This window comes from Arthrobacter sulfonylureivorans, from assembly GCF_022637435.1.
Lineage (GTDB): Bacteria > Actinomycetota > Actinomycetes > Actinomycetales > Micrococcaceae > Crystallibacter > Crystallibacter sulfonylureivorans.
On record NZ_CP093326.1, the window covers coordinates 1,447,971 to 1,467,926 of the forward strand.

13 protein-coding genes and 1 pseudogene are annotated in these 19,956 nt (G+C 60.1%); 9 read left to right on the forward strand and 5 right to left on the reverse strand.

What is annotated here, in order from left to right; genetic code table 11:
• The first annotated feature begins 3 nt into the window (after positions 1-3).
• The 3 genes from MNQ99_RS06995 (at position 4) to fdhA (ending at position 3,236) form a co-directional block, all read left to right on the forward strand.
• The gene (locus MNQ99_RS06995) at positions 4-984 is read left to right on the forward strand and encodes a glycosyltransferase (protein ID WP_241914916.1); all 981 of its coding nucleotides are present in this window, start codon (positions 4-6) and stop codon (positions 982-984) included.
• 168 nt (positions 985-1,152) lie between these two features.
• A complete protein-coding gene (locus tag MNQ99_RS07000) occupies positions 1,153-1,938 on the forward strand; it encodes an MIP/aquaporin family protein (RefSeq protein ID WP_127511367.1) in 786 nt (261 codons plus the stop codon).
• 83 nt (positions 1,939-2,021) lie between these two features.
• Positions 2,022-3,236: a formaldehyde dehydrogenase, glutathione-independent gene (fdhA, locus tag MNQ99_RS07005; protein ID WP_241914917.1), complete on the forward strand. Its 1,215-nt coding sequence runs from the start codon at positions 2,022-2,024 to the stop codon at positions 3,234-3,236.
• Positions 3,237-3,319: 83 nt separating this feature from the next.
• Here the strand turns inward: fdhA and MNQ99_RS07010 are convergent, their stop codons facing one another.
• On the reverse strand, positions 3,320-5,137 hold the full coding sequence (locus MNQ99_RS07010) for an ABC transporter ATP-binding protein (RefSeq protein ID WP_241914918.1): 1,818 nt from the start codon (positions 5,135-5,137) through the stop codon (positions 3,320-3,322).
• A gap of 207 nt (positions 5,138-5,344) precedes the next feature.
• On the opposite strand from MNQ99_RS07010, the pseudogene MNQ99_RS07015 reads away from it, so the two are divergent.
• Positions 5,345-6,253, forward strand: a pseudogene (locus MNQ99_RS07015) (CpaF family protein); the annotation flags it as partial.
• Positions 6,254-6,264: 11 nt separating this feature from the next.
• Positions 6,265-7,938 (forward strand): recombinase family protein, encoded by a 1,674-nt coding sequence (locus tag MNQ99_RS07020; protein WP_241914919.1) that lies wholly within the window; start codon positions 6,265-6,267, stop codon positions 7,936-7,938.
• Positions 7,939-8,063: 125 nt separating this feature from the next.
• Here the strand turns inward: MNQ99_RS07020 and MNQ99_RS07025 are convergent, their stop codons facing one another.
• The gene (locus tag MNQ99_RS07025) at positions 8,064-8,645 is read right to left on the reverse strand and encodes a recombinase family protein (protein WP_241914920.1); all 582 of its coding nucleotides are present in this window, start codon (positions 8,643-8,645) and stop codon (positions 8,064-8,066) included.
• A 252-nt stretch (positions 8,646-8,897) separates the two neighbouring features.
• Here MNQ99_RS07025 and MNQ99_RS07030 point away from each other — a divergent pair, with 252 nt between their 5' ends.
• Complete coding sequence (locus MNQ99_RS07030; protein WP_241914921.1) at positions 8,898-9,911, forward strand: PASTA domain-containing protein; 1,014 nt, start codon at positions 8,898-8,900, stop codon at positions 9,909-9,911.
• A gap of 978 nt (positions 9,912-10,889) precedes the next feature.
• Here the strand turns inward: MNQ99_RS07030 and MNQ99_RS07035 are convergent.
• Entirely contained in the window at positions 10,890-11,798 is a 909-nt protein-coding gene (locus MNQ99_RS07035; protein WP_241915294.1) for an AAA family ATPase, read from the reverse strand.
• A gap of 494 nt (positions 11,799-12,292) precedes the next feature.
• Here MNQ99_RS07035 and MNQ99_RS07040 point away from each other — a divergent pair, with 494 nt between their 5' ends.
• Complete coding sequence (locus MNQ99_RS07040) at positions 12,293-13,312, forward strand: hypothetical protein (RefSeq protein ID WP_241914922.1); 1,020 nt, start codon at positions 12,293-12,295, stop codon at positions 13,310-13,312.
• Here the strand turns inward: MNQ99_RS07040 and MNQ99_RS07045 are convergent.
• Positions 13,309-14,172, reverse strand: a complete 864-nt coding sequence (locus MNQ99_RS07045) for a hypothetical protein (protein WP_241914923.1) — start codon at positions 14,170-14,172, stop codon at positions 13,309-13,311. The two genes, MNQ99_RS07040 and MNQ99_RS07045, sit on opposite strands and share 4 nt — an antisense overlap.
• A 355-nt stretch (positions 14,173-14,527) precedes the next feature.
• Between MNQ99_RS07045 and MNQ99_RS07050 the strand changes: the two genes are divergently transcribed.
• On the forward strand, positions 14,528-16,852 hold the full coding sequence (locus MNQ99_RS07050) for an nSTAND3 domain-containing NTPase (RefSeq protein ID WP_241914924.1): 2,325 nt from the start codon (positions 14,528-14,530) through the stop codon (positions 16,850-16,852).
• Between the two features lie 164 nt (positions 16,853-17,016).
• Here the strand turns inward: MNQ99_RS07050 and MNQ99_RS07055 are convergent, their stop codons facing one another.
• Positions 17,017-17,562 (reverse strand): endonuclease domain-containing protein, encoded by a 546-nt coding sequence (locus MNQ99_RS07055; protein ID WP_241914925.1) that lies wholly within the window; start codon positions 17,560-17,562, stop codon positions 17,017-17,019.
• A 388-nt stretch (positions 17,563-17,950) separates the two neighbouring features.
• On the opposite strand from MNQ99_RS07055, the gene MNQ99_RS07060 reads away from it, so the two are divergent.
• A complete protein-coding gene (locus MNQ99_RS07060) occupies positions 17,951-19,843 on the forward strand; it encodes a hypothetical protein (protein ID WP_241914926.1) in 1,893 nt (630 codons plus the stop codon).
• Positions 19,844-19,956 lie beyond the last annotated feature (113 nt).

Consider the following 19,956-nt stretch of genomic DNA (forward strand, 5'->3'; position numbering starts at 1 on the left):
GCGGTGGCGGCCGAACCGCGCGTCCTGCACATCTATGACGCGGCCGACGTCGGTGCCACCTTGGTCAAGTACGGCCGGCGCGAGGGACAGCCGTGGCGGCATTTCAACGTGCTGCCGCCCGAGGGCAAGCCAGCGACCGTGGCCGCCCGGGCCGGGAAGCTCGCCGCGGGTGCTGCCTGGCAGGTCCGACGGGCGGCCGCCATCCTGCGCTCGGACTTACTGCACGTTCATTCCGGCTCGCGGATCGGCGTGGTGCGGTCCCGCCCGGTCAAGCCGTTCCTGCTGCATTTCCACGGCACGGACATCCGCACTCAGTATTACGAACCCGCCCGCCGGCCCGCGCTGCAGTGGGGAGCCGACCATGCGGTGAAAGTCCTGTACTCCACCCCCGACCTTCGCGAACACGCCGAAGCAGCCCGGGCCGACGCGGTCTACCTGCCGAATCCGGTGGACCTGGAGGAACTGCCCGAGTGGCGGCCCGCCGACCGCCCGCGCATTGTTTTCGCCTCCCGCTGGCATTCCTCCAAGGGCGGCCAGCACCAGCTGGAGCTCGTGCGGGCGCTGCTGGCCGCCGTCGGGCCGGGCGTGGAACTGCAGGGGCTGGACTGGGGCGACGGCGCTCCGCAGGCCGCGGAGCTCGGCGTGGTCCTGATGCCGAAGATGCCCAAGCCGGACTACCTGCGCTGGCTCGGGTCGGCGCACGTGGTGGTCGGCCAGAGCGCCGGCATCCTGGCCATGAGTGAACTGCAGGCCATCGGCATCGGCGTTCCCGTCGTCATGCCGATTGGGGAGGGGTACTACCAGTCGCCTCCTATCCTGCAGGGGGATTCCGTCGAGGCGCTGGCAGCTGCGGCCAGCTCCGCCCTGGCTGACCCGTCCGGCACGTCCGCCGCCTTGGGCGGCCGGACCTGGCTCCAAGAACGCCACGACCCGGTACGTCTGGTGCGCCGTCTGGCCGGGATCTATGCAGAAGTAGCCGGCTAGACCGCGGGCCGCAGCTCCGATATGAAGCGGCCGGATGCATAAGCCCTGGTTAAAGGATGCAAGCATCTTGCCCTATTGACGGCCTTCGGAGCGCCCGCCTAGACTCACAGCACTTCACCTTGTTCCATTTTCGTAACATTTCCTCGCATCCACATGAAATGGTGCAAAATGACCCCGACTTTAATGCGGCGGCTTGCAGCCGAAGTGCTCGGCACGGCAGTACTAGTGATTTTCGGAGTTGGCTCGGTGCTGGCGGCTCTGACTGTTGGAGCCGGGGATCTGAACTATCCGGGAGTAGGGTTTATCTCTCTGGGATTTGCGATTGCCATTGCCGTGGCCATCTATGCGTTCCTGGCGGTTTCGGGTGCCCATATCAATCCGGCTGTGACCTTCGCGCTGGCGGTGACCAGGCGCTTTTCCTGGGTGGAAGTGGCTCCGTACATCATTGCCCAGCTCGTCGGCGCCACTGTCGGCAGCCTCCTGCTGGTGGCGTCGTTCGGAACGCGGGCGGTGGACTTTGGCGGAGGCGCCACCGCGTTGGGTCCGGGAGTCTCCTACGGCCAAGGCATTGTTGCGGAGGCGCTGGGAACCTTCCTGCTCATGCTCGCGATCATGGCGGTGGCGGTGGACAAGCGGGCGCCCAAGGGCTGGGCCGGCCTGATCATCGGGCTGGCTGTCGCCGGCGCCATCCTGGTCCTGGCTCCGCTGACCGGGGGTTCGCTCAACCCGGCCCGAACGTTTGGACCGAACCTGGTTCAGTCCATCTTCGGCGGCGCGGTCGAATGGGCCCAGTACCCGCTATACATCCTCGGTCCCTTCATCGGCAGCATTGCTGCCGCCGTTGCCTATGATCTGGTCGTCCGCCCGCGCGAAGTCCCTGAAGGCGAGCCACGCGCCGACGATCAGTCAATGTCGTCGGAAAAGGACAATAGACCCGATTCCGGCAAAGAATAAAAACCAGGGTGAGAGAAAAAATGCGGCTGCGCAGGGTCCGTCGGCTTTAGCGCGGTTTTTGGATAAAAACGAGAGGAACAACCATGACGGGAAATCGTGTAGTCGTCTATAAAGGCCCAGGGGAAGTAGCGGTTGAAACGATCGACTACCCTAAGCTGGAACTGCCTTCCGAGGTCGCCAGCAAAATGGGAATCCAGCAGAAGGCACCGCACGCCGCGATTCTCAAACTGGTCGCGACCAATATCTGCGGAAGCGACCAGCACATGGTACGCGGGCGCACCACCGCGCCGGTCGGCCAGTCGCTCGGCCACGAAATTACCGGAGAGGTGGTCGAGACCGGTGACGACGTGCTCTTCGTGAAGGAGGGCGATATATGCTCGGTGCCCTTCAACATCGCCTGCGGCCGCTGCCGGATGTGCAACGAAGGCAAAACCGGCGTCTGCCTCAACGTGAACCCCGCCCGGCCCGGCGCAGCCTACGGCTATGTGGACATGGGCGGCTGGATCGGCGGCCAGGCTGAATACGTGATGGTCCCTTACGCCGACTTCAACCTGCTCAAGTTCCCGGACCGGGATCAGGCGCTGGAGAAGATCATGGACCTGACCATGCTCTCCGACATCTTCCCCACCGGCTACCACGGTGCCTTCTCCGCCGGCGTTACAACGGGCTCCACGGTCTACGTCGCCGGGGCAGGGCCGGTGGGACTGGCCGCAGCCTTCTCGGCGCAGCTGTTGGGTGCCTCGGCCGTCATTGTCGGCGACATGAACGCCGAACGGCTGAAGCAGGCCGCAAGCTTCGGCTGCGAGACCATCGACCTGAGCAAGGAAGGCTCGCTGCCGGACAGGATCGGGCAGATCCTCGGCGTCCCGTTGGTCGATGCCGCGGTGGACGCGGTAGGTTTCGAGGCCCGCGGACACGGCGCCAACGCGGGTGAGGCGCCGGCCACGGTGCTCAACGACGTCATGAGCGTGACGCAGGTGGGCGGCGCGCTGGGCATTCCCGGCCTCTATGTCACCGGGGACCCGGGTGCCGTCGACGAGAACGCGAAGGTCGGCCAGATCGGCGTGAACCTGGGGACTGGCTGGGCCAAGTCGCTCTCGTTCACCACCGGTCAGTGCCCGGTGAAGCGGTACAACCGGAAGCTGATGAACATGATCCTGGCCGGCAAGGCGGACATCTCCAAGGCCGTGAACGCCACCAGCATCAGTCTGGACGAGGCGCCACAGGGCTACCGCGAATTCGACAAGGGGGCGGCCAAGAAGTACGTGATCGATCCGCACGGGATGGTTTCCGTGTAGGACGCTCGTCCGGACAGTCGCTTGTCCGGACAATCGGCGGCGGCTGCGCTGCGGTCTTGGGACCGGACGCAGCCGCTGCCGTCTTACCGGCGTTCGTCTACCGGGTTCTCGGTTTTTCCGAGGCCGGCCAAGGCGGCTTGTTCGGCGAAGTCGGGGACGCTGGCTACCACTTCGTCGAAGGTTCCGGCTGCCGCCACGGTTCCGCCGCGCATAAAGAACACAATGTCCGCATCCCGGATGGTGGCCAGGCGGTGCGCCACGGTGATGACGGTGACGTCGCCGTGCAGCTGCCGGATCGCCGTCGTCACGGCTGCCTCGGTGGCGGTGTCGAGGGCGGAGGTGGCCTCGTCCATGACGAGCACCCGGGGGTTGTCATAGAGCGCGCGGGCAATGCCGAGGCGCTGCCGCTGCCCGCCGGAGAGGGCCATGCCGCGCTCGCCCACCAAGGCATCCAAGCCGCCGTCGCGCTGCATCACGGTGTCCAGCAACTGCGCACGGCGCAGGGCAATGGTCACGCGCTCCGGGTCCACCCGGGCCGTGTCCCAGGCCAAGGCGACGTTTTGCGCGATCGACGCATCGAAGAGCGAGACTTCCTGCGGCACGTAGCCGATGCGCCGGCGCCAGGAGTCCAGTACAAACTCCATCGGTTCGCCGCCCACCAAGACGTGTCCGTGGCTTGGCTCCAGCAGCCCCAGCAGCAAGTCCACCATGGTTGATTTGCCCGCGCCGGAGGCACCGACGAAGGCCACGTGGCTGCCGGCCGGAATCCTGACGTTCACGTTGTGGAGGGCCGGCGCCGCCGCAGCCGGATAGCTGAACGCGACGTCCCGGAGCTCGATGTCCGCGGCGTTGTCCGGCAGTTCGTGCTGCGGACGTTCATCCCGCTGCCGGGACATTTCGGCTTCGCCCTCGTGGATGTCTTCGACGATCTGCCGGGCAAAGGACGCGCTGGTGTTCACCGAGGACTGCACCGCCTGCATGCGCGTCAGCGACGGGATCAAGCGGAAGCCGGCGACGGCGAACAGGCCGACGGCACTGACAGCTCCGGCCGGTCCGCCGGTCAGGTAGCCCACGCCGCCCAGCAGCGCGAAACCGAGGACCAGCGCCGTCTCCAGCACGTAGCGCGGGATCTGCGAAATCTGGATGGCGCCTGCGCGTGCTATCGAGGACTTGGTGCGGGTGCCGTGCACCTGTTCCTGCACCTCGGGTCCGCGGCCGGCCAGCGTGATTTCCTTGAGCGCGCCCAGCGCCTCATACAGGGTCTTGGCCGTCCGGTTGGACCATTCGCGGTTCTCCCGGCCAATCGCGACGGCGCGGGGCGAGACCACCTTCGCCAGCAGCAGTGCCACCAGGCCCAGATAGATCATGGTCACCACCGCAATGAGTGGCTGCGCCACAAAAAGAACGACGACGACCGCCGCCAAAGTGCCCAGCTCGCCGAACAGGCTCATGGCCGGCATCAGCACCCCGGAGACCGTGATCCCGACGCCCACGTCCACCGACCGGACAATCTCGGCGGAGTTGCGGCCCAGCCGCTTTTCCCACGGCGAGGCCAAGTAGGCGGCAAACAGTCGGTCGCCGATCGCCACCTCATGCCGTGCGAAGCGCTTGGTGGCGAAACGCAGCAGCAGCACCGCCAGGATTCCCTTGAGCACGATCAAGAGGCAGATGAAGGTCAGGATCGGCAGCGCCATCCCGTTTTCGGCGACGTTGCCCACCAGCGGCAGCTCTGCGTCGGAGCTCCCCACCAGGGCCGGCAGGAGCGCTGCGATCAAACCCAACGCGACGACGTCGAGCAGGGCCAACGCTGCGGACGCCGTGCCGTAGCCGGTGAGGAAACGCCGGCTGCCGGCCGGCAAGGTACGCAGCAGCGGCACGAGGACGTCGAGAATGCTTTTCATACTGCCCCTCAGCCTATTGCATCGCGCCATTATCACCCGCGACAGCTTTCTGGCCAGTGGTGGCTGAAAGTTGGGACGGGTTTTCCACAATCCACCTGTTGGGCCTAGCCCGTCAGCAGATTGGTCGTTTAGGGTCAGTGCAAACAGCTGCCCGCCGGTCTCAACGTCGCGGGGCAGTTCTGCTTGGGGGTTGAAAAGGGGGAACGGATGGATGGCATCCGGATCGTCGAGGGTGAGGTCCGCGAACTGATCCGCCAACGCGGATTGGACCCTGCCCGCCAAGGCCCGGAGGTCCGACGGCTGGTCGAAGCAGCCGTGACTGACTATGACGAACGCTCTTTGTTGGGAACCCTTCCGCCCCTCGGGCAACTGGACCATGCACGCAAGTACATTTTTGACGCCGTGGCCGGATTCGGGCCCTTGCAGCCGCTGCTGGACGACCCCTCGATTGAAGAAGTCTGGATCAACTCTCCGTCGGAGGTATATGTAGCCAGAAGCGGAGAGTCTGAGCTGACATCGGTGACGCTCACGCAACAACAGGTGCGGGACCTGGTCGAGCGGATGCTCAAGTCCTCCGGCCGCCGGTTGGACTTGTCCTCGCCCTTTGTCGATGCTGCCCTGCCCTTCGGGTCACGCCTGCATGTGGTCATTCCGGACATCACCCGCCAGCACTGGTCCGTCAACATCAGGAAGTTCATTGCCCGGGCTTCCCGGTTGGAGCACTTGGTCGAACTGGGATCACTGACGCCGGAAGCATCCCGGTTCCTTGGGGCAGCGGTCAGCAGCGGACTGAACATCCTAGTATCTGGAGCTACCCAGGCCGGGAAGACAACGATGCTCAACTGCTTGGCAGCCGCGATTGGCAGCCGGGAGCGCGTGGTCACGGTCGAGGAAATATTTGGACTGCAACTGCCCCTCCGCGACGTCGTCGGACTCCAATGCCGGCAGCCGAATCTGGAAGGCGAAGGAGCCATACCGCTGCGGCGCTTGGTTAAAGAGGCCCTGCGGATGAGGCCCGATCGGTTGATAGTCGGAGAGGTCAGGGAAGCAGAGAGCCTGGACATGCTCGTGGCGCTTAATAGCGGGATTCCCGACAATCGTTCATGCACAGCACATATAGTGGTTGGGTGACTCGACGCGCTTTCATCTACACACGTATCTCCCAGGACCGCACAGCCGAGGGGCTGGGCGTCCAGCGTCAGGAGGAGGTTTGCCGGGACTACGCCATGTCGCATGGCTTGGACGTAGTGGAAGTGTTCAGTGACAACGACGTTTCCGCATTCAGCGGCCGCCGCCGCCGATCCTACGAGGCAATGCTGGAGCGGCTGCGGGCGGGGTCGGCCGAGGCCGTGGTGTGCTGGCGGATGGACCGGCTGCACCGCCAGCCAATTGAATTAGAGGAGTACGCAAACGTCTGCCGGGGAGAGCGCGGAGCGTCTCCGATCCTTACGTACGCCGTTACAGCCGGTGGCGAGATTGATCTGTCGACGGCGGACGGGTTGCTGCGGGCAGGCATCATGGGGCAGGTCGCTCGCTTTGAGTCGGACACAAAACGTGAACGTGCACGGGCCAAGGCTTTGCAAAAAGCCCAGGCGGGCGAGTGGCAGGGCGGTGCCCGTCCCTTCGGCTGGCAGATAGATGGCAAGCGGCTGGTGCTGGATCGCGTGGAAGCGGACGCGCTCGCGTCCGCTCACCATGACGTGCTTGCCGGACGATCACTGGGCTCCATCATCCGTGACTGGAACGATCCAGACCGGGAAGGAGGGCCGCTGCTGACCTCCGTAGGGAAGCCTTGGGGGTATGCACAGTTGCGACAAGTGCTGCTGCGGGCTCGGAACGCGGGCCTATATGAGTTCAACGGCGAGATCATGAGTCGCGACAAGATTCCTCCCATTGTTTCCGAGGACGTTTGGCGCGGTGTGTGCACCGTGCTGAAGGCTCCGGAACGCAGGCGCTCGCAGTCAAATAAGGCTGCGCATCTGCTGGCAGGGATTGCGCAGTGTCAGTGCGGAGAGCCGGTGCGCTCAGCCACCGTGACCGGTCGTGCAGACAAGGAGACCGGCGCTAAGCCCAAGTACACCGTTTACCGCTGTCCCGCCAAAGGCCCTGGTCACGTAGGGAAACGGGAAGAGTACGTGGACGCCGTTGTGGAGATCTGGATCATGCGCCTGCTGGGGCAGGCATATAGGGAGGAGCCCGAGGATCCGGATGTTCTGGCGCGTGCCGAGCGGCTGCGGGCCGAGCTTGAGGCGCTGCGTATGCGGGAGGAGGAGGGAGGCAGGCTGCTGGCCTTTGGCGAAATGCTGCCCTCCAAGATCGCGGCCTTCAACGAAGCAATCCGTCGTCAACGTGCCGGGCTGGAAGAACAGTTGGCCGCGCTTGGCTTGGGCCGGGGGGAAGAGCTGGACCCCCTCCAAGCGTTCAATACGGAGATGGCGAACGTCCATCAGCGGTTGAACGCATGGCTTGCCCTTCCCCTGGATGACCGCCGGGACTTCATTCGTTCCCGATTGCATATCGTGCTGCACAGCCACGACAAAGGATCAAGCCGTGTCTTCGACCCGGACACCGTTAGTGTCCACGTCAAGAGCAAAAGGGAAGCCAGACGAACACTCACCGCCTCCGAGATTCTGGATCTTCCGCGCACAACGCTCGACGTGCCCAATGCTCCGGACGATATGTTCGAGCCCTCGCACATCATGGTGCGGCGCTGGATAGACAGTCGAGTTGGTTCCACTTACGATCCACGTCGGCCGGACCGCCAGCGCTTTGCAGCGCTCGAAGAGGAGTATCCTTCCTGAAGCCCTCCCCGCTCTGACGCCCGTAGTAGCTTCTATTGCCGAAGGTGTCCGAAGGGTGGACTAAGCCCCCACAGTTGACATGCATAACCCTCTGTGCCGGCAACGGGCCCGTGCGCTTTACCCTGCTAGGAAGTGAGTGCTTCCATCCTCCGGTAGAGCGTTGCTCGGGACATGCCCATGTCACGGGCTACCTGTGCGGCGGGCTGGCCACCGTCGATCAAACGCTTGGCGTTCCGGATCTGCCGGTCACTGAACTGCTCTCGCCGCCCGCCAAGATCCTTGCCCGCAGCCCGGCGCTTGCTCACGCTGTCATTGATGCGCTCGCGTTTGATGTCCAGCTCCATTTGCGCCAGCGCGGACATGACGGTGAAGACCATCTGCCCAGTAGGTGTTTTGGTGTCCACATCCCCACCACCAAGGTTGAGAACGCGGAGTCCGATGCCGCGACCCTTGAGGTCGTCGGCAAGTGCCAGCATGTTCTGGGTGGACCGGCCGAGGCGATCCAGCGTTGTAATGACTAACGTGTCGCCGTCGTGCAGCGCGGCCAGCGCCTTGTCCAATTCCGGGCGAGACACTTTGCCCCCGCTAATGCCATGGTCGACGTACAAATCATCGCGGCGCACACCTGCGGCCAGCAGGTCTTGTTCCTGACGGTCGGTGTCTTGTGCTTTGGTTGACACTCTCGCGTAGCCAATCAGCTTTCCCATATCGCTTGCCCTTGCTTTCAAGTGTCTCGTAACCGTGTCTGTGTACAGAGACGGTAACAACTACTTGCGAGACATACAAGCGAGACACATTGGGTGGTCGTTCTGGTGGACAACCTGTCTCATAACTGATGTGTCTCAGAACTTACAGGTTGCGAGGCAGGTGGCCTTAGAGTGAAAAGATCGCCTTTAGTTTTAGGAAGTGGTGGTTGAATGATTCAACAACTCTGACAAATCACCTGGGGGAATCAAGAATTGAAGAAAGCATCTGCGCTCGTCGCCGCCGTGGCGCTCACACTGACCGCCTGCGCTCCGAACATTTCTGAAGGGCAGAACCCGGCCGAGGGGCAGAGCGCTGCCGAGGTGCAGAGCACTGCCACTCCTGCCGCAGACACCATGCCGTCCGTTGTAGACAAGACGGTTGCCGAGGCCCGAGCGGCTATGGCCGATGCCGGCATCGACGACTACAAGCTCTCCACGCCTGCAGCTGAGTCCGAATGGATGGTCGTCGGGCAATTCCCACGAGCTGGAAGGCCTCTGACAGGCGCTGGGGGGATAACCCTGATTGTAGTGAACAGCAATAAAGCAGGTGCGCGCGCAGATTCCACGACAGCACCGCCCTCAGAGGTAGTAAACGCCTATACCGTCACGTATAGCTGCGACGACGAGGACTACGAGAATGAGTGGACCTTCGAAAGTCTCCGTGAGGTATGGGATGAAATTCAGGTCAGTGGGGATCTGAGCTGTGAAGCCGAGCTATCTCTGCGTGGAGAGCTCACCGATACCGAGAAGAAGGCACTGAAGAAGGCTTACGGCTCGGAGCCAGGGCCGGTTGACATCACAACCCTGTACGAGATTTGCACCCAGATGACGGGAATTCCCATCACGGGAACGGTGGGTAAGAACCAAGCAGACGAAGCCGCCGGAGCCGTAATGCTCTGTCCGGATCACCCGAAGAAGAAGAAGATCAAGAAGAGTATCGCCGAGGGCTTGGCTGCCGCGAAGGAACAGAAAGCCCTCGACAAGGACCGTGAAAGCGGGAAGCTCGTTGGCGGAGGTTCCTATTTGGTTGGCAAGGAGGTCGTGCCCGGCACTTGGCAGTCTCAGGGTAAAAAAGTAGAAGACTGTTACTGGGAGGTGTCCGATGCCAGCGGCAACATCATCGCCAACAACTTCATTAGCGTGGCTCCGCAGTTCCGCATAACTGTCCCAGCCAGCGCCGCTGGCTTTACGGTGAGCGGCTGTGCGTTCCGGTGGGTCGGTCCCTAGCCGGGTGGGGGGTAGCCCTTCATCAGGGGGCTACCCCGCCCGCCCGTACATGGCGGCCACGGAAGCGTACGGGTATCCACTGCGACAGGGGTGGGGGTGCACCCCTTCGGGCACGCGCCAGCGGGACCGGTGGTGATAGCGCCTAATGACGCGTACGGAATAGAAAGTTTTCCACACCTTGTGGACAATTGAATGCCGTCAGCCGCTAGCTCATCCGCAGTGTCGGTGCCACGATGGGGTACGGCTCAACGCGGCCGCCATAGTTTTCGCAAGTGTTGAACTCGAGGATCATCGAAGCCGACGTGCCTCGGGGAATGAAACAACGGCGAAATCTGGAAGACGTTGGGCAGGGCAAACTGCACGGCGGCCATAACTTCTGCAATGCTTCGAGGTGCTACTGGGGCGACAAGAACTTCGCTGTAGTGTTGTGACCATACTTGGCGTAGCTGGTGGAGTTCTTTGTTTACTTCCCCGGATGCAGGCTGAAGGTGTCCGGGGCGGACACAATGCGTGTTGCGGCAGATATGGTCTAGTTCTTTTTCAGGCAGGTCAAGCTCAGCGATGTAGGCCCACGCCCAACGATGGGCTAGCCAAGATCGTCCGCGGAACTTGAAGCGGCCATACCGATTGTGAGAGGCAGCGTTCCAATTCCAACATCCTGTTGCCCAGTCTCCCTCCACTTTTGAGAGGAAGCGTTGTTTGTCGGTATCGGTGGGTTGCGGCATGTCTCCTCGGCTCCTGATAGTTTGGGTGGTGCGACGGCCGTGGCTGGATTTCCTCTGCGCATGAAATCCATACGGGGTGTTCGTGTATGCGATGTGAAAGCCCGCAGCCCAAGCGGAGGGCTAGTGCTGCAGAACTATCCCCTTCGCCAAGGCTGAGGGTTACCGCTTTACGCGGGTAACCCAGGAAATACAAAGTGGGATTAGGTGGAGGTCTCCTTCACCTATAAGGGGTGAGGCAGTGAGGCGGTGAGTATCATCTTCGAGCCAACATTTGCCCTAGCCAGCCTGACGGAGTGAGTCGATTGGCCCACGTGTTCATGGTGTCGCCGAACTCCTTTGATAGCCGTCGGCTCGCTTCAGCCTTACTTAAGCCTTTACAATTCGCCTCATACCATCGGCACTGTTCGGCCCTCTTCTCCAGCGTGGACTTGTTTCTGCTTCGACGACCAGCAATCTGCGCTTCTTCTGGCGTCTCAACGGACCCAACAAGAAAATCAGCGGCGTGATCACCTGTTTCCAAGCGAAGGACTTCACCCCGGCCACTGTTGCCTCGGGTGGTCAATATTCGTTGACTCGCTCCCCGCGGTTCGAGGTGGATAATCCATCTGGCTTTGCCCTCAATGACGGTGGAGCCCAACGGCTTCTTCGACGAGAACCCATTTTGACCAACTGCCGTGCTCGAGTGGGCTAGAACTACCACAGCCGCCTCCCCAGTGGCGGCTCTTATGTTGCCGAACACGTTTGCTACGTCGGCTTGCGAGTTAAAGTCGCCTTCCATGTCAGAAAGATGATCCAGAACTACGACGTCCCCAGCGGCCGGTCTCAATTCTTCGGCGACTAATCGACACAGTTCCGCGTTCAGCCGCAGGGCCTTGACTATGACTAGGCGATCGCCGGCTTCCTCAACAGTTACTCCTGCGTCAAGTAATCGATCTCGGTACTCGATCACAGCATCAGGGTCCGTGCCCACAACTATGATGCGACGGACTTCCCTAAGTACAGGGCGTTCCAAGAATGGCTCATTCCGTAAGATGGCGGCTATTAGACCTTGGACCAAGCCGCTCTTGCCGGACTTCGGTTTGCCGCTGAGCAGCGTAAGGGAGGAGGAGACGAGGCCCTCGACGAGCCAGGTAGGCCTATCAAGTTGTATCGCGTCCTGCATGGTGAACACTTCTAATCGCTCTGAATGTATCGATTTGCCGGTGGACCAGGAGGAGCCGGGAGAGGCCCTGGTGGCGGTGGGTGGTGGGCCCTGTCGAGGTGAAGGGGGCGGTGCTGTCATCTTGAATAGTCCGTTTCAGTCGGCGAAGGACACAGCAGATGCAGATCTCGCTCCGGCAGTAGGCAGCCTGACCAGGGGAGCGAAGGCAGCGTCCGTTCTGAAATCACAGTAGGACCAACAAAGTCACTGTGAGCTGCGTCACTTTTGTTAGAGCGCAGCTAATTCGAACCCTAATGGCGCCGACTTCCCTGCAAACTAGGGAAATGCCGTTGCGCGATTGGAACACATTGGCCAACCCTCGGGTGAGATGTAAATCACTTGAGGAACAGGATTGATCCAAGCGTTTCTCTGATCGTCCGCGAGCGGGGAATGCCATCAGCAACCGTCGGTGGGTCCCAGCACCTTTCGACGGTCATTCGTGGTCAAATGAACGCGTGAATGAGAGCATGCAGCGAATGGATTTCGAAGAAGGGATTAAATCCCTTACCGGCGCGTACAAAGAAGCAACGGACGTCCTGATCATGCAAGACCCGTTGGCAAACCAACGCGTTGACGAACTGCTACGAATTTGGTGGGACGTGCTCAGCGAAGATTTTCAGTTCGCCGATTTGTTCGTCACTACGGTGCTGTCGGACGAACAGTCAGTTTCGGATCATCGGACGGCTGTAGATCAGTTGGCTCAGGCCATTCGTGAGTTCAATTCAGCAAACATCGATGTGTGGAGCGGTGTCCTGCTCGGCACTCTCCAAGCCTACTTGAAAAAGGTGCGCAAGAGGGCGGTGGAGAGGGCCGCTAAGGTTATGGGGAGCGAAAGTCAGGCGAACACCAACTACGCGCAGGCCCAGCTTGAATGGCGAACCGTTAACTTGTTGTTGCAGCGCATGGAGGGGTTGGAGCTGGCCCATCGCTTGCGTGTCGCAACGCGACTTGCGGAAGAAGCGGTGAGAGATGCGCAGAAGGCGGCTGACGATGCGCGCAATGCAGCGGGATTCTCGGCAGGTTCGAAATTGACCGCCCAGTTCGATGACCTCGCCTTAAAAGAGGGTGCGGCGGCGAAGAAGTACCGCTTCTGGACCGTCGTGACCGTGATAGCGGCAGTAGTCTCTTCCTACTTCCTCGGTCCAGGAGAGAACGCTCAGACGGGACACGCCGTGTTCCGAATCGCATTGCTCGCTGGGATGCTCGGGCTTGCCACCTATCTCGGGCGTCAGGCCGCGCATCACAGAACTCTAAGCGCCTGGGCTGGAACCATAAAGGTCCAGCTACTCACATTCGATGGTTATTTAGCTCCTGTGAACGACGAGAGCCTGAGGGACCAGATGCGAGTTGCTTTTGCCGCTCGTGTATTTGGCTCCTCACCGGAGAACAAGGATGAGCCTAGCCCGACTCTAAGCTCTCCCGTAAGCGAGCTCGTTGCGCAATTCGCAAGAGGCGGGCAAGGCACGAAGCTTTAGTGGGGCAAGTTCTCCTCTCTACTTCCCCGCCCTAATTCGGAGCCGCTGCTGAGCTCCATGTAACGCGCACACGCTGTCTCGATCAGTTGGACGGCTTCCAACAGCAGAGCTGCCAGCACGGCAAACTGAATGCTGACCTTAAAGGTGGCTCCCGATTCTGTTCTGGTCTCGGCTATCTCATTCAATTGGTGCGAGACAACCTGGGCCCATAGCTTCCCGTGAGCATGACCGCTAGCTAATTGCCACGCCGACAGCCATGGCATGACGGCGTTCTGGTGGTGACGTTCAAGGGATTTCAGAACAGCCGTCATTGTCGGCAACCTTTCGGACTTACTCAGAGGGTCCCACTCGGCAAGACCAGCAAGGTTCGCTACTTCCTGCATACGAGCGAATCGTCGCCCCCTCCACTTCTCCCATGGCCGGTCGAGAGACTGGCGCAGCGCCGCCCCGTTCTTCACCTCATCAACTTCGAGCACGATTCTTCTCTTGACCCTAAGAGTGGAGCTGAGAGGTTCGAGTAGCCAAAGCGCAGATGCAGCGGAATCTAAAGCGTTTCGCACGAGCGCATAGGCACCATACGGGCCGGCGGTGACGGATACAGTTTCCTCGTCCTCTCGGAGGATCATGTGCCCCAACGATTCCAGACATCCGAGGGCGATAAGGATCTGGCTATAGCCATAGCTCGAAACTGAGTAATGCGGTGATCGGGCATCATCGGTCGCCAGCTTTGATCCTGGTTCCGCATTGACACGCTCTTCAACCGTGAGACTGAGGTTGTCCACGCGCTTCAGCAGGCGCGATATATAGCTGCTGTACTCGATCTCGGAGGGATCGGTTTCTTCGAAATATTCAAGGGGCACGCCCGTGAGTTTAGAGTAACGTGGCTGCGACCGCGACCGAGCAGAACAGGTCTGGGCGATGGGAAACTCGTAAATACAAGCGTTTCGACCGCTCAGCCTCTACCGGGGTTTCTGCCCTCGGCTATTCCGTCCCTATGCCGATAAGCTGGCAGGCGCCGCCTCTACCAGGGAATACCCTTAAGCGCTGGACCGCGCTCCACCGTTCGAACTGGTCCGGCTCTCTAATTTGGCTAGAAGCAGAGGCCGAAGTTGCGCTTGATCGATCGTCTAGGAGTGACTTGCAAGCGAAGCGAACGGCTAAAATCGTGAGAGCATATCCAGCCTGACGCAACGAAACCCTAAGCTAGGACCGCCTGTGAGCCAGTTCGAAAACCTATCGCCTTATGATTTTGAGAACCTCGTAAGAGACTTGCTCGCTAGGAAGTTCAACGCTCATCTAGAGACATTTCCTGTCGGACGTGACGGCGGCATAGATGTGCGGTATATAGGCCATGGATCAAAGAGGAATCCTGATCTAATTATTCAGTGTAAGCACTATGAGCGAAGTGGTTTCGATAAGCTGAAATCGAAAATGATTGCCGAACGTGGCGTGGCGTTAAAGATCAACGCCAAGCAATATGTACTTGCCACCACGGTCTCAATGACATCCACGAAAAAGACAGAATTGAAGGATGCCTTGCATCCTCTTATTGCCAGTGAATCTGACATATATGCTGCCAACGATATTGCGTCACTTCTGCGCGACTACCCTGAGGTCGAGAAAAGCCACTTTCGCTTATGGTTGAACAGTACCGCGGTGCTCGAGCGTGTGCTACATAATGAAATATACACCCAGACGGATGTCTATCTTGAAGAACTTGAGCGAACGGCTCGAACCTTTGTCGACAACAGTGGGGTTGAGGCAGTAAGACAAATCCTCGAAAGCCAACACGTATGTATTATTAGTGGTCCAGCAGGGGTGGGTAAGACAACGCTCGCCAACATGCTGTTGATCTACTACGTTGATCGGGGATTCGAGCCGATCGTGGTCAGCGAGAACTTCAATGAAGCGCAGAAGCTCTATATGAAAGATCGCAAGCAAATATTCCTCTATGACGATTTTCTAGGCAGAACAACTGGCCTTGAAAAACTGGGCAAAAATGAAGATAGTCGTTTATCGCACTTCATAAGATCAGTCTCGAATACCAGCTCGAAACGATTTTTAATGACGACGAGACACTACATTCTGGAACAGGCCAAGGAGATTCACGAGCCGCTGGATAGTCCCCATGTAAAACACGCCGAATACTTTTTCAAAATGGCGTCATACACTAAAGCCAATAAGGCTCACATTCTTTATAATCATCTCTACTTTTCTGTTTTGTCCGAAGATCACAAGGCCGCAATTGTAAAATCACGCCGATATACGGAAATGATTGACAGTGAGAACTTCACTCCACGGGCTGTAGAGTCAGCTGTCGGCCTGGCATTGGAGAACGAGGTCGAGGCCGAAAACATTGCCGAGTTCCTAGTGGAATCTTTGGAAGACCCGCGGGAACTTTGGAGAGTCCAGCTAACCAAGCACATGACGCACGGGCAGCGAACTATCCTCGCATTTTTAGCCTTAGAGCGGGGACAATGCGACCTGGAAAAGTTGGAACGCTTTTACGTAACGGGTGGAAAGGATCTCCAGAGGGGGCAGTCCTTTGATGCCGCAATGAGAGGGCTGGAAGGCTCAGCTTTAGAGATCAGAAAATGGCGTGAAGTCGAGACTGTAAGGTTTGCCAACCCTGGTGTAGAAGACGCGGTTTTGGAACATTTGCTCGTCATTCGAGAGGTGGTTGAAACCCTAATCGGACCTAGTGGATACGACCGCCTTCTGGTGCTTTGGAACCACGCCAATGATCATTCTACAGCCAAAGTTACGCGCCCGTCGCCGTGGTTGACAGCGATCTCAATGGCCCCGCGTAGCTCTACACCGAATAGACGAGCGTTGCAGATGATCCTGGACTCGATGCTCCACAAGTATATTCGCCAAGTAATCCCCGGAGTTCTTGCGACATGGAAAAAGTCCGTTGAAGAGTCTCACCTGAATAACTTGCTGGTTATGGCCCGAAGCGCCGAGTCAGGGCATGGCGAGTTAGATTTTGTCCCGATGGTCGATGCTCTCATAATGGCTTGGTCGGAAAAAAGGGGCTCGAAGGAACAGGCGTCGTCACTACTATCCACACTCTTACTGCTAGATGACCCGCTCAATTCTGCTGTGCGTGAGAATCTTGTCCAAGCCGCCGCTGATTTCATTAGCTTCGGACCGAATGCCGCACCGGAAGACTTCTATGCCATGTTCTCGCTAGTGTCGTCGATCGAAGCCGGGGAGCTTGACGATTTCGAATCCGTATCATCGCCGCTCACAATGACTTCGGTGAGGGAGGAAGCCGAAGCATTTGCCGTCTCTGAATGGGAGTCGATTCCTAGTAGGAGCGACCTGCACGAGTTGAGGGATGAAGTGGAGAGCTGGCGGGATTTATTAGAGGACCTCGGTCTCGAGGAGCCAAGCGAATACATGAGCGCATTGGTCGCGGTGGACGAGGCAGAAGAAGAGGCCAATGGTTCCGATGAAGATTGGAGGGAAGAATCGTTCTCCAAGCGGGCAGATGACGGTGATGTTCATAGGTTGTTCGCATCCCTCACGGACGATTAGGACTTTCGGAATCGAGGTCTATTTTCTACATCTCGAGCCGCTGGCCCCGAGCATCCACCCAGCTCGCGGCCGTGCTCTGGCCGCGCCTTTTGGAAGCCTAAATAATGTACTCGATGCCTGACTCATAGAAGTTGTCGAGGTAGATGGCCCCTCGGCGCAGAGCCTCAGTGTCGTCCTTGGCATTCCCCTATCATGTGATTATGTATGCGGCACAACACCCCGCGGATTTCGCCCGTTTCGTGGTCATGGTCCACATGCAGTTCCTCGTCGCCCCTGCACACGAAGCAGTGGCTGTCGGCAAGCAGTTTGTCGCGTTCGTCCACGGGCAGTTTCGTCATCGTGCCGTCGTTGAGTGGGTAGTAGTACCACTTCAACGAGCGGCGCTGTGTGGCTAGCTTCGCAACCGCACATCGGCCCTGCGAGTCCAGTCGTGCGCCGGGGCCGCATACAAAGCAGTCGCCGATCCTGGCGTCATAGTCCGCGTTCGATATGTAGTGGATGGGCGTGTCGTTGAGCCGACCCGACACGTCATAGACCATCCGGTACTCTCGGTGTTGCTCCCGCGTCCACTGGAGGCACCGGCCTCCGGCGTTAATGGGCACTCCAGGCCCGTGCGTTTTGCAGTCCCCAGTCATAGTCGCGTAGTCGGCGTTGACGATGTAGTGATCCCCTGGCGGTCGTCCCCTGCCCGTACCCGACGGCTTGGTCATAGTGCCCTCCTGTGGCAGATCGAAAGTGGTCATGTGCCTGGGCGGCAGCCCAGAGACTACCCGTAGCGTACGGCCCACTTCGGACGGTTGCGACTGACGCCGGGCTCGTGCGAACCTACGTCGACGGCCACGCAGGAAGGTTGATTGATCATTAAGGCGGTGCTCGGAGGATCCCAATCGATGCGAGGACGCTCCGAATGGTCCTTTCCGTGCTACGGGATGGACCTGCTTGGACTGTGTCTGAGGAATTAGCGGGCTCTCAGCATTAGGCACTATCTACGTTCACCGCGCACCACGACGCAGTTCCCACCCGCTGAGCCCGTTTGGGAGCCCTATAGGATGTGAGCAGCTGGGCGACGGTGCCCGGCAGGTCACGTTGGGGGAAAATGTGAAACAAACCTTGCTGCCGCGCGCTCTGGCGGTACTTGCCGTCTTGTCCGTGGTCCTTGCGCCGGTGGCGCCTGCCGACGCTTCCATGGCGGCCAGCACGTCCACTCAGGATGTGACGGCCACCGGAACTGGACCCATAACCCTGACCGGCCTAACACCAGAACGCAATGTGTATCGCCCATACGAGTACCTTCAAGCGGGCTGGGCCACCAGCGACACCACCGCCAGGCACATCATTTTTGTCTACGATGGACCCGGCCAGAGTGAATACCTAGCCCAATGGATGTCACCGAACAACTCCACAGGCAGCAACTCCGGCAATGCCACCGGAAACCCGACCGACGATTTCATGCTGCCCGGGCTATACCGCCTAGTAAAGGTGGACATGTACGCAACACAAGGGACGGCAACGTTTTACCCTGATGGGAGCGTAGCCCGGGACGGGCGCGTGGCTCCCACCGAGCACCACAACCTCAACTTCAAGACTATGTCCTTCCGTTTCGACAACCCGGTCATTACAGCGGCGCAGTTCGACGTAGCTCCGGCACCCAAGGTTGTAGGAACCGCCGCCGAAGGTTCGACGCTGTCGGCTCTTGTAGAGGGATGGTCTCCGACCCCGCCCGTCCTGGAGTACCAGTGGTACCGCGACGGCCTGCCCATCCACGAGCCGGACGAGGGAGGGGACTTCTACGCCGCCGACAGGCCCAGCTACACCCTTAAGTCCGAAGACGTCGGGCACAAGATCACTCTGACCGTCGAGGGTTGGTCCCGTGGCAGGGCCCAGACCTTCGCAACCAGCGCCCCCACCACCCCCGTTCAAGGGCGGGTCCGTGCCGGTTCCGTCTCCATTACCGGCAATCGCATATTCGGTTCGACCATGACAGCCGTCCCTGCGGGCTGGGGCGACGGCGTGAAGCTGTCCTACCAGTGGTACCGGGACTGGTATCCGATCACCGGTGCCATTTCAGCAACCTATACCGCCACGTTCAAAGACGTCCATCACGGGGTCAACGTCCGCGTCACGGGCAGCAAGCCTGGGCTGCAGCCCGTCACGGTGGAGGGTAACGGGCGCGAGATCGGTCTCGCCACTCTTGACACCACTCCTCCCAGTATTTCGGGCGTGGCCCGGGTCGGCTCCCCATTGACGGCAAACCACGGTGTCCGAACGCCAGTGGGCGAAGACGAAGTCTCCTATCAGTGGCTTCGCAACGGCCAGATGATCCGCGGCGCGCAGGGCAGAACCTACACCCCGGTCGCCGCCGACCGCGGGGCCCGCCTGAGTACCTGGATCCATGCCATGAAGCGCGGCTACACCGAAGAAATGTCCATCTTTACTCCGGCAACCGGTCCGGTCGACTACGGGGCCCTAAAAGCGCCCACCGTAAAGGTCTCCGGCACAGCCCAGGTCGGCAAGCGCCTCACGGCCTCCCACGGTTCCTACACGCCGGGAGCCACAGTGAGTTACCAGTGGCTGCGCAGCGGGAAGGCTATCTCCAAGGCGACCGGCAAGACGTACACGCTTACCGCATCGGACCGCGGCAAACGGGTCAGCGTGCGCACCACCGGCTCACGGGCGGGCTTCGCAACACTGACCAAAATCTCCGCGGTCACCCGGCCCGTCGCCTACGGGGCCCTATCAGCCCCGTCTATCAAGGCCAAGGGCACAGCGCGCGTTGGGTCCCGCCTAACCGCCTCGCATGCGCCGTTTAAACCGAAGGCAGCCGTCCGGTACCAGTGGCTGCGTAATGGCAAAACGATCACACGCGCGAACGGCAAGACTTACAAGCTCACTCGGAGTGACCGCGATAAACGGGTCAGCGTGCGCATCACCGGATCGCTGTCCGGATACAAGCCTGCCGCCAAGACCTCGGTTTCTTTGCGCGTTCGTTAGCCACCGACCGCCGCAACAACGATGCCCCTACAGGCCGTAGGGGCATCGTCATTTCCCCTGTTAGGCTACCCGGTCGGTCTCGGCTCCTGCCCACCTGTCCCGTCGATCGCTGT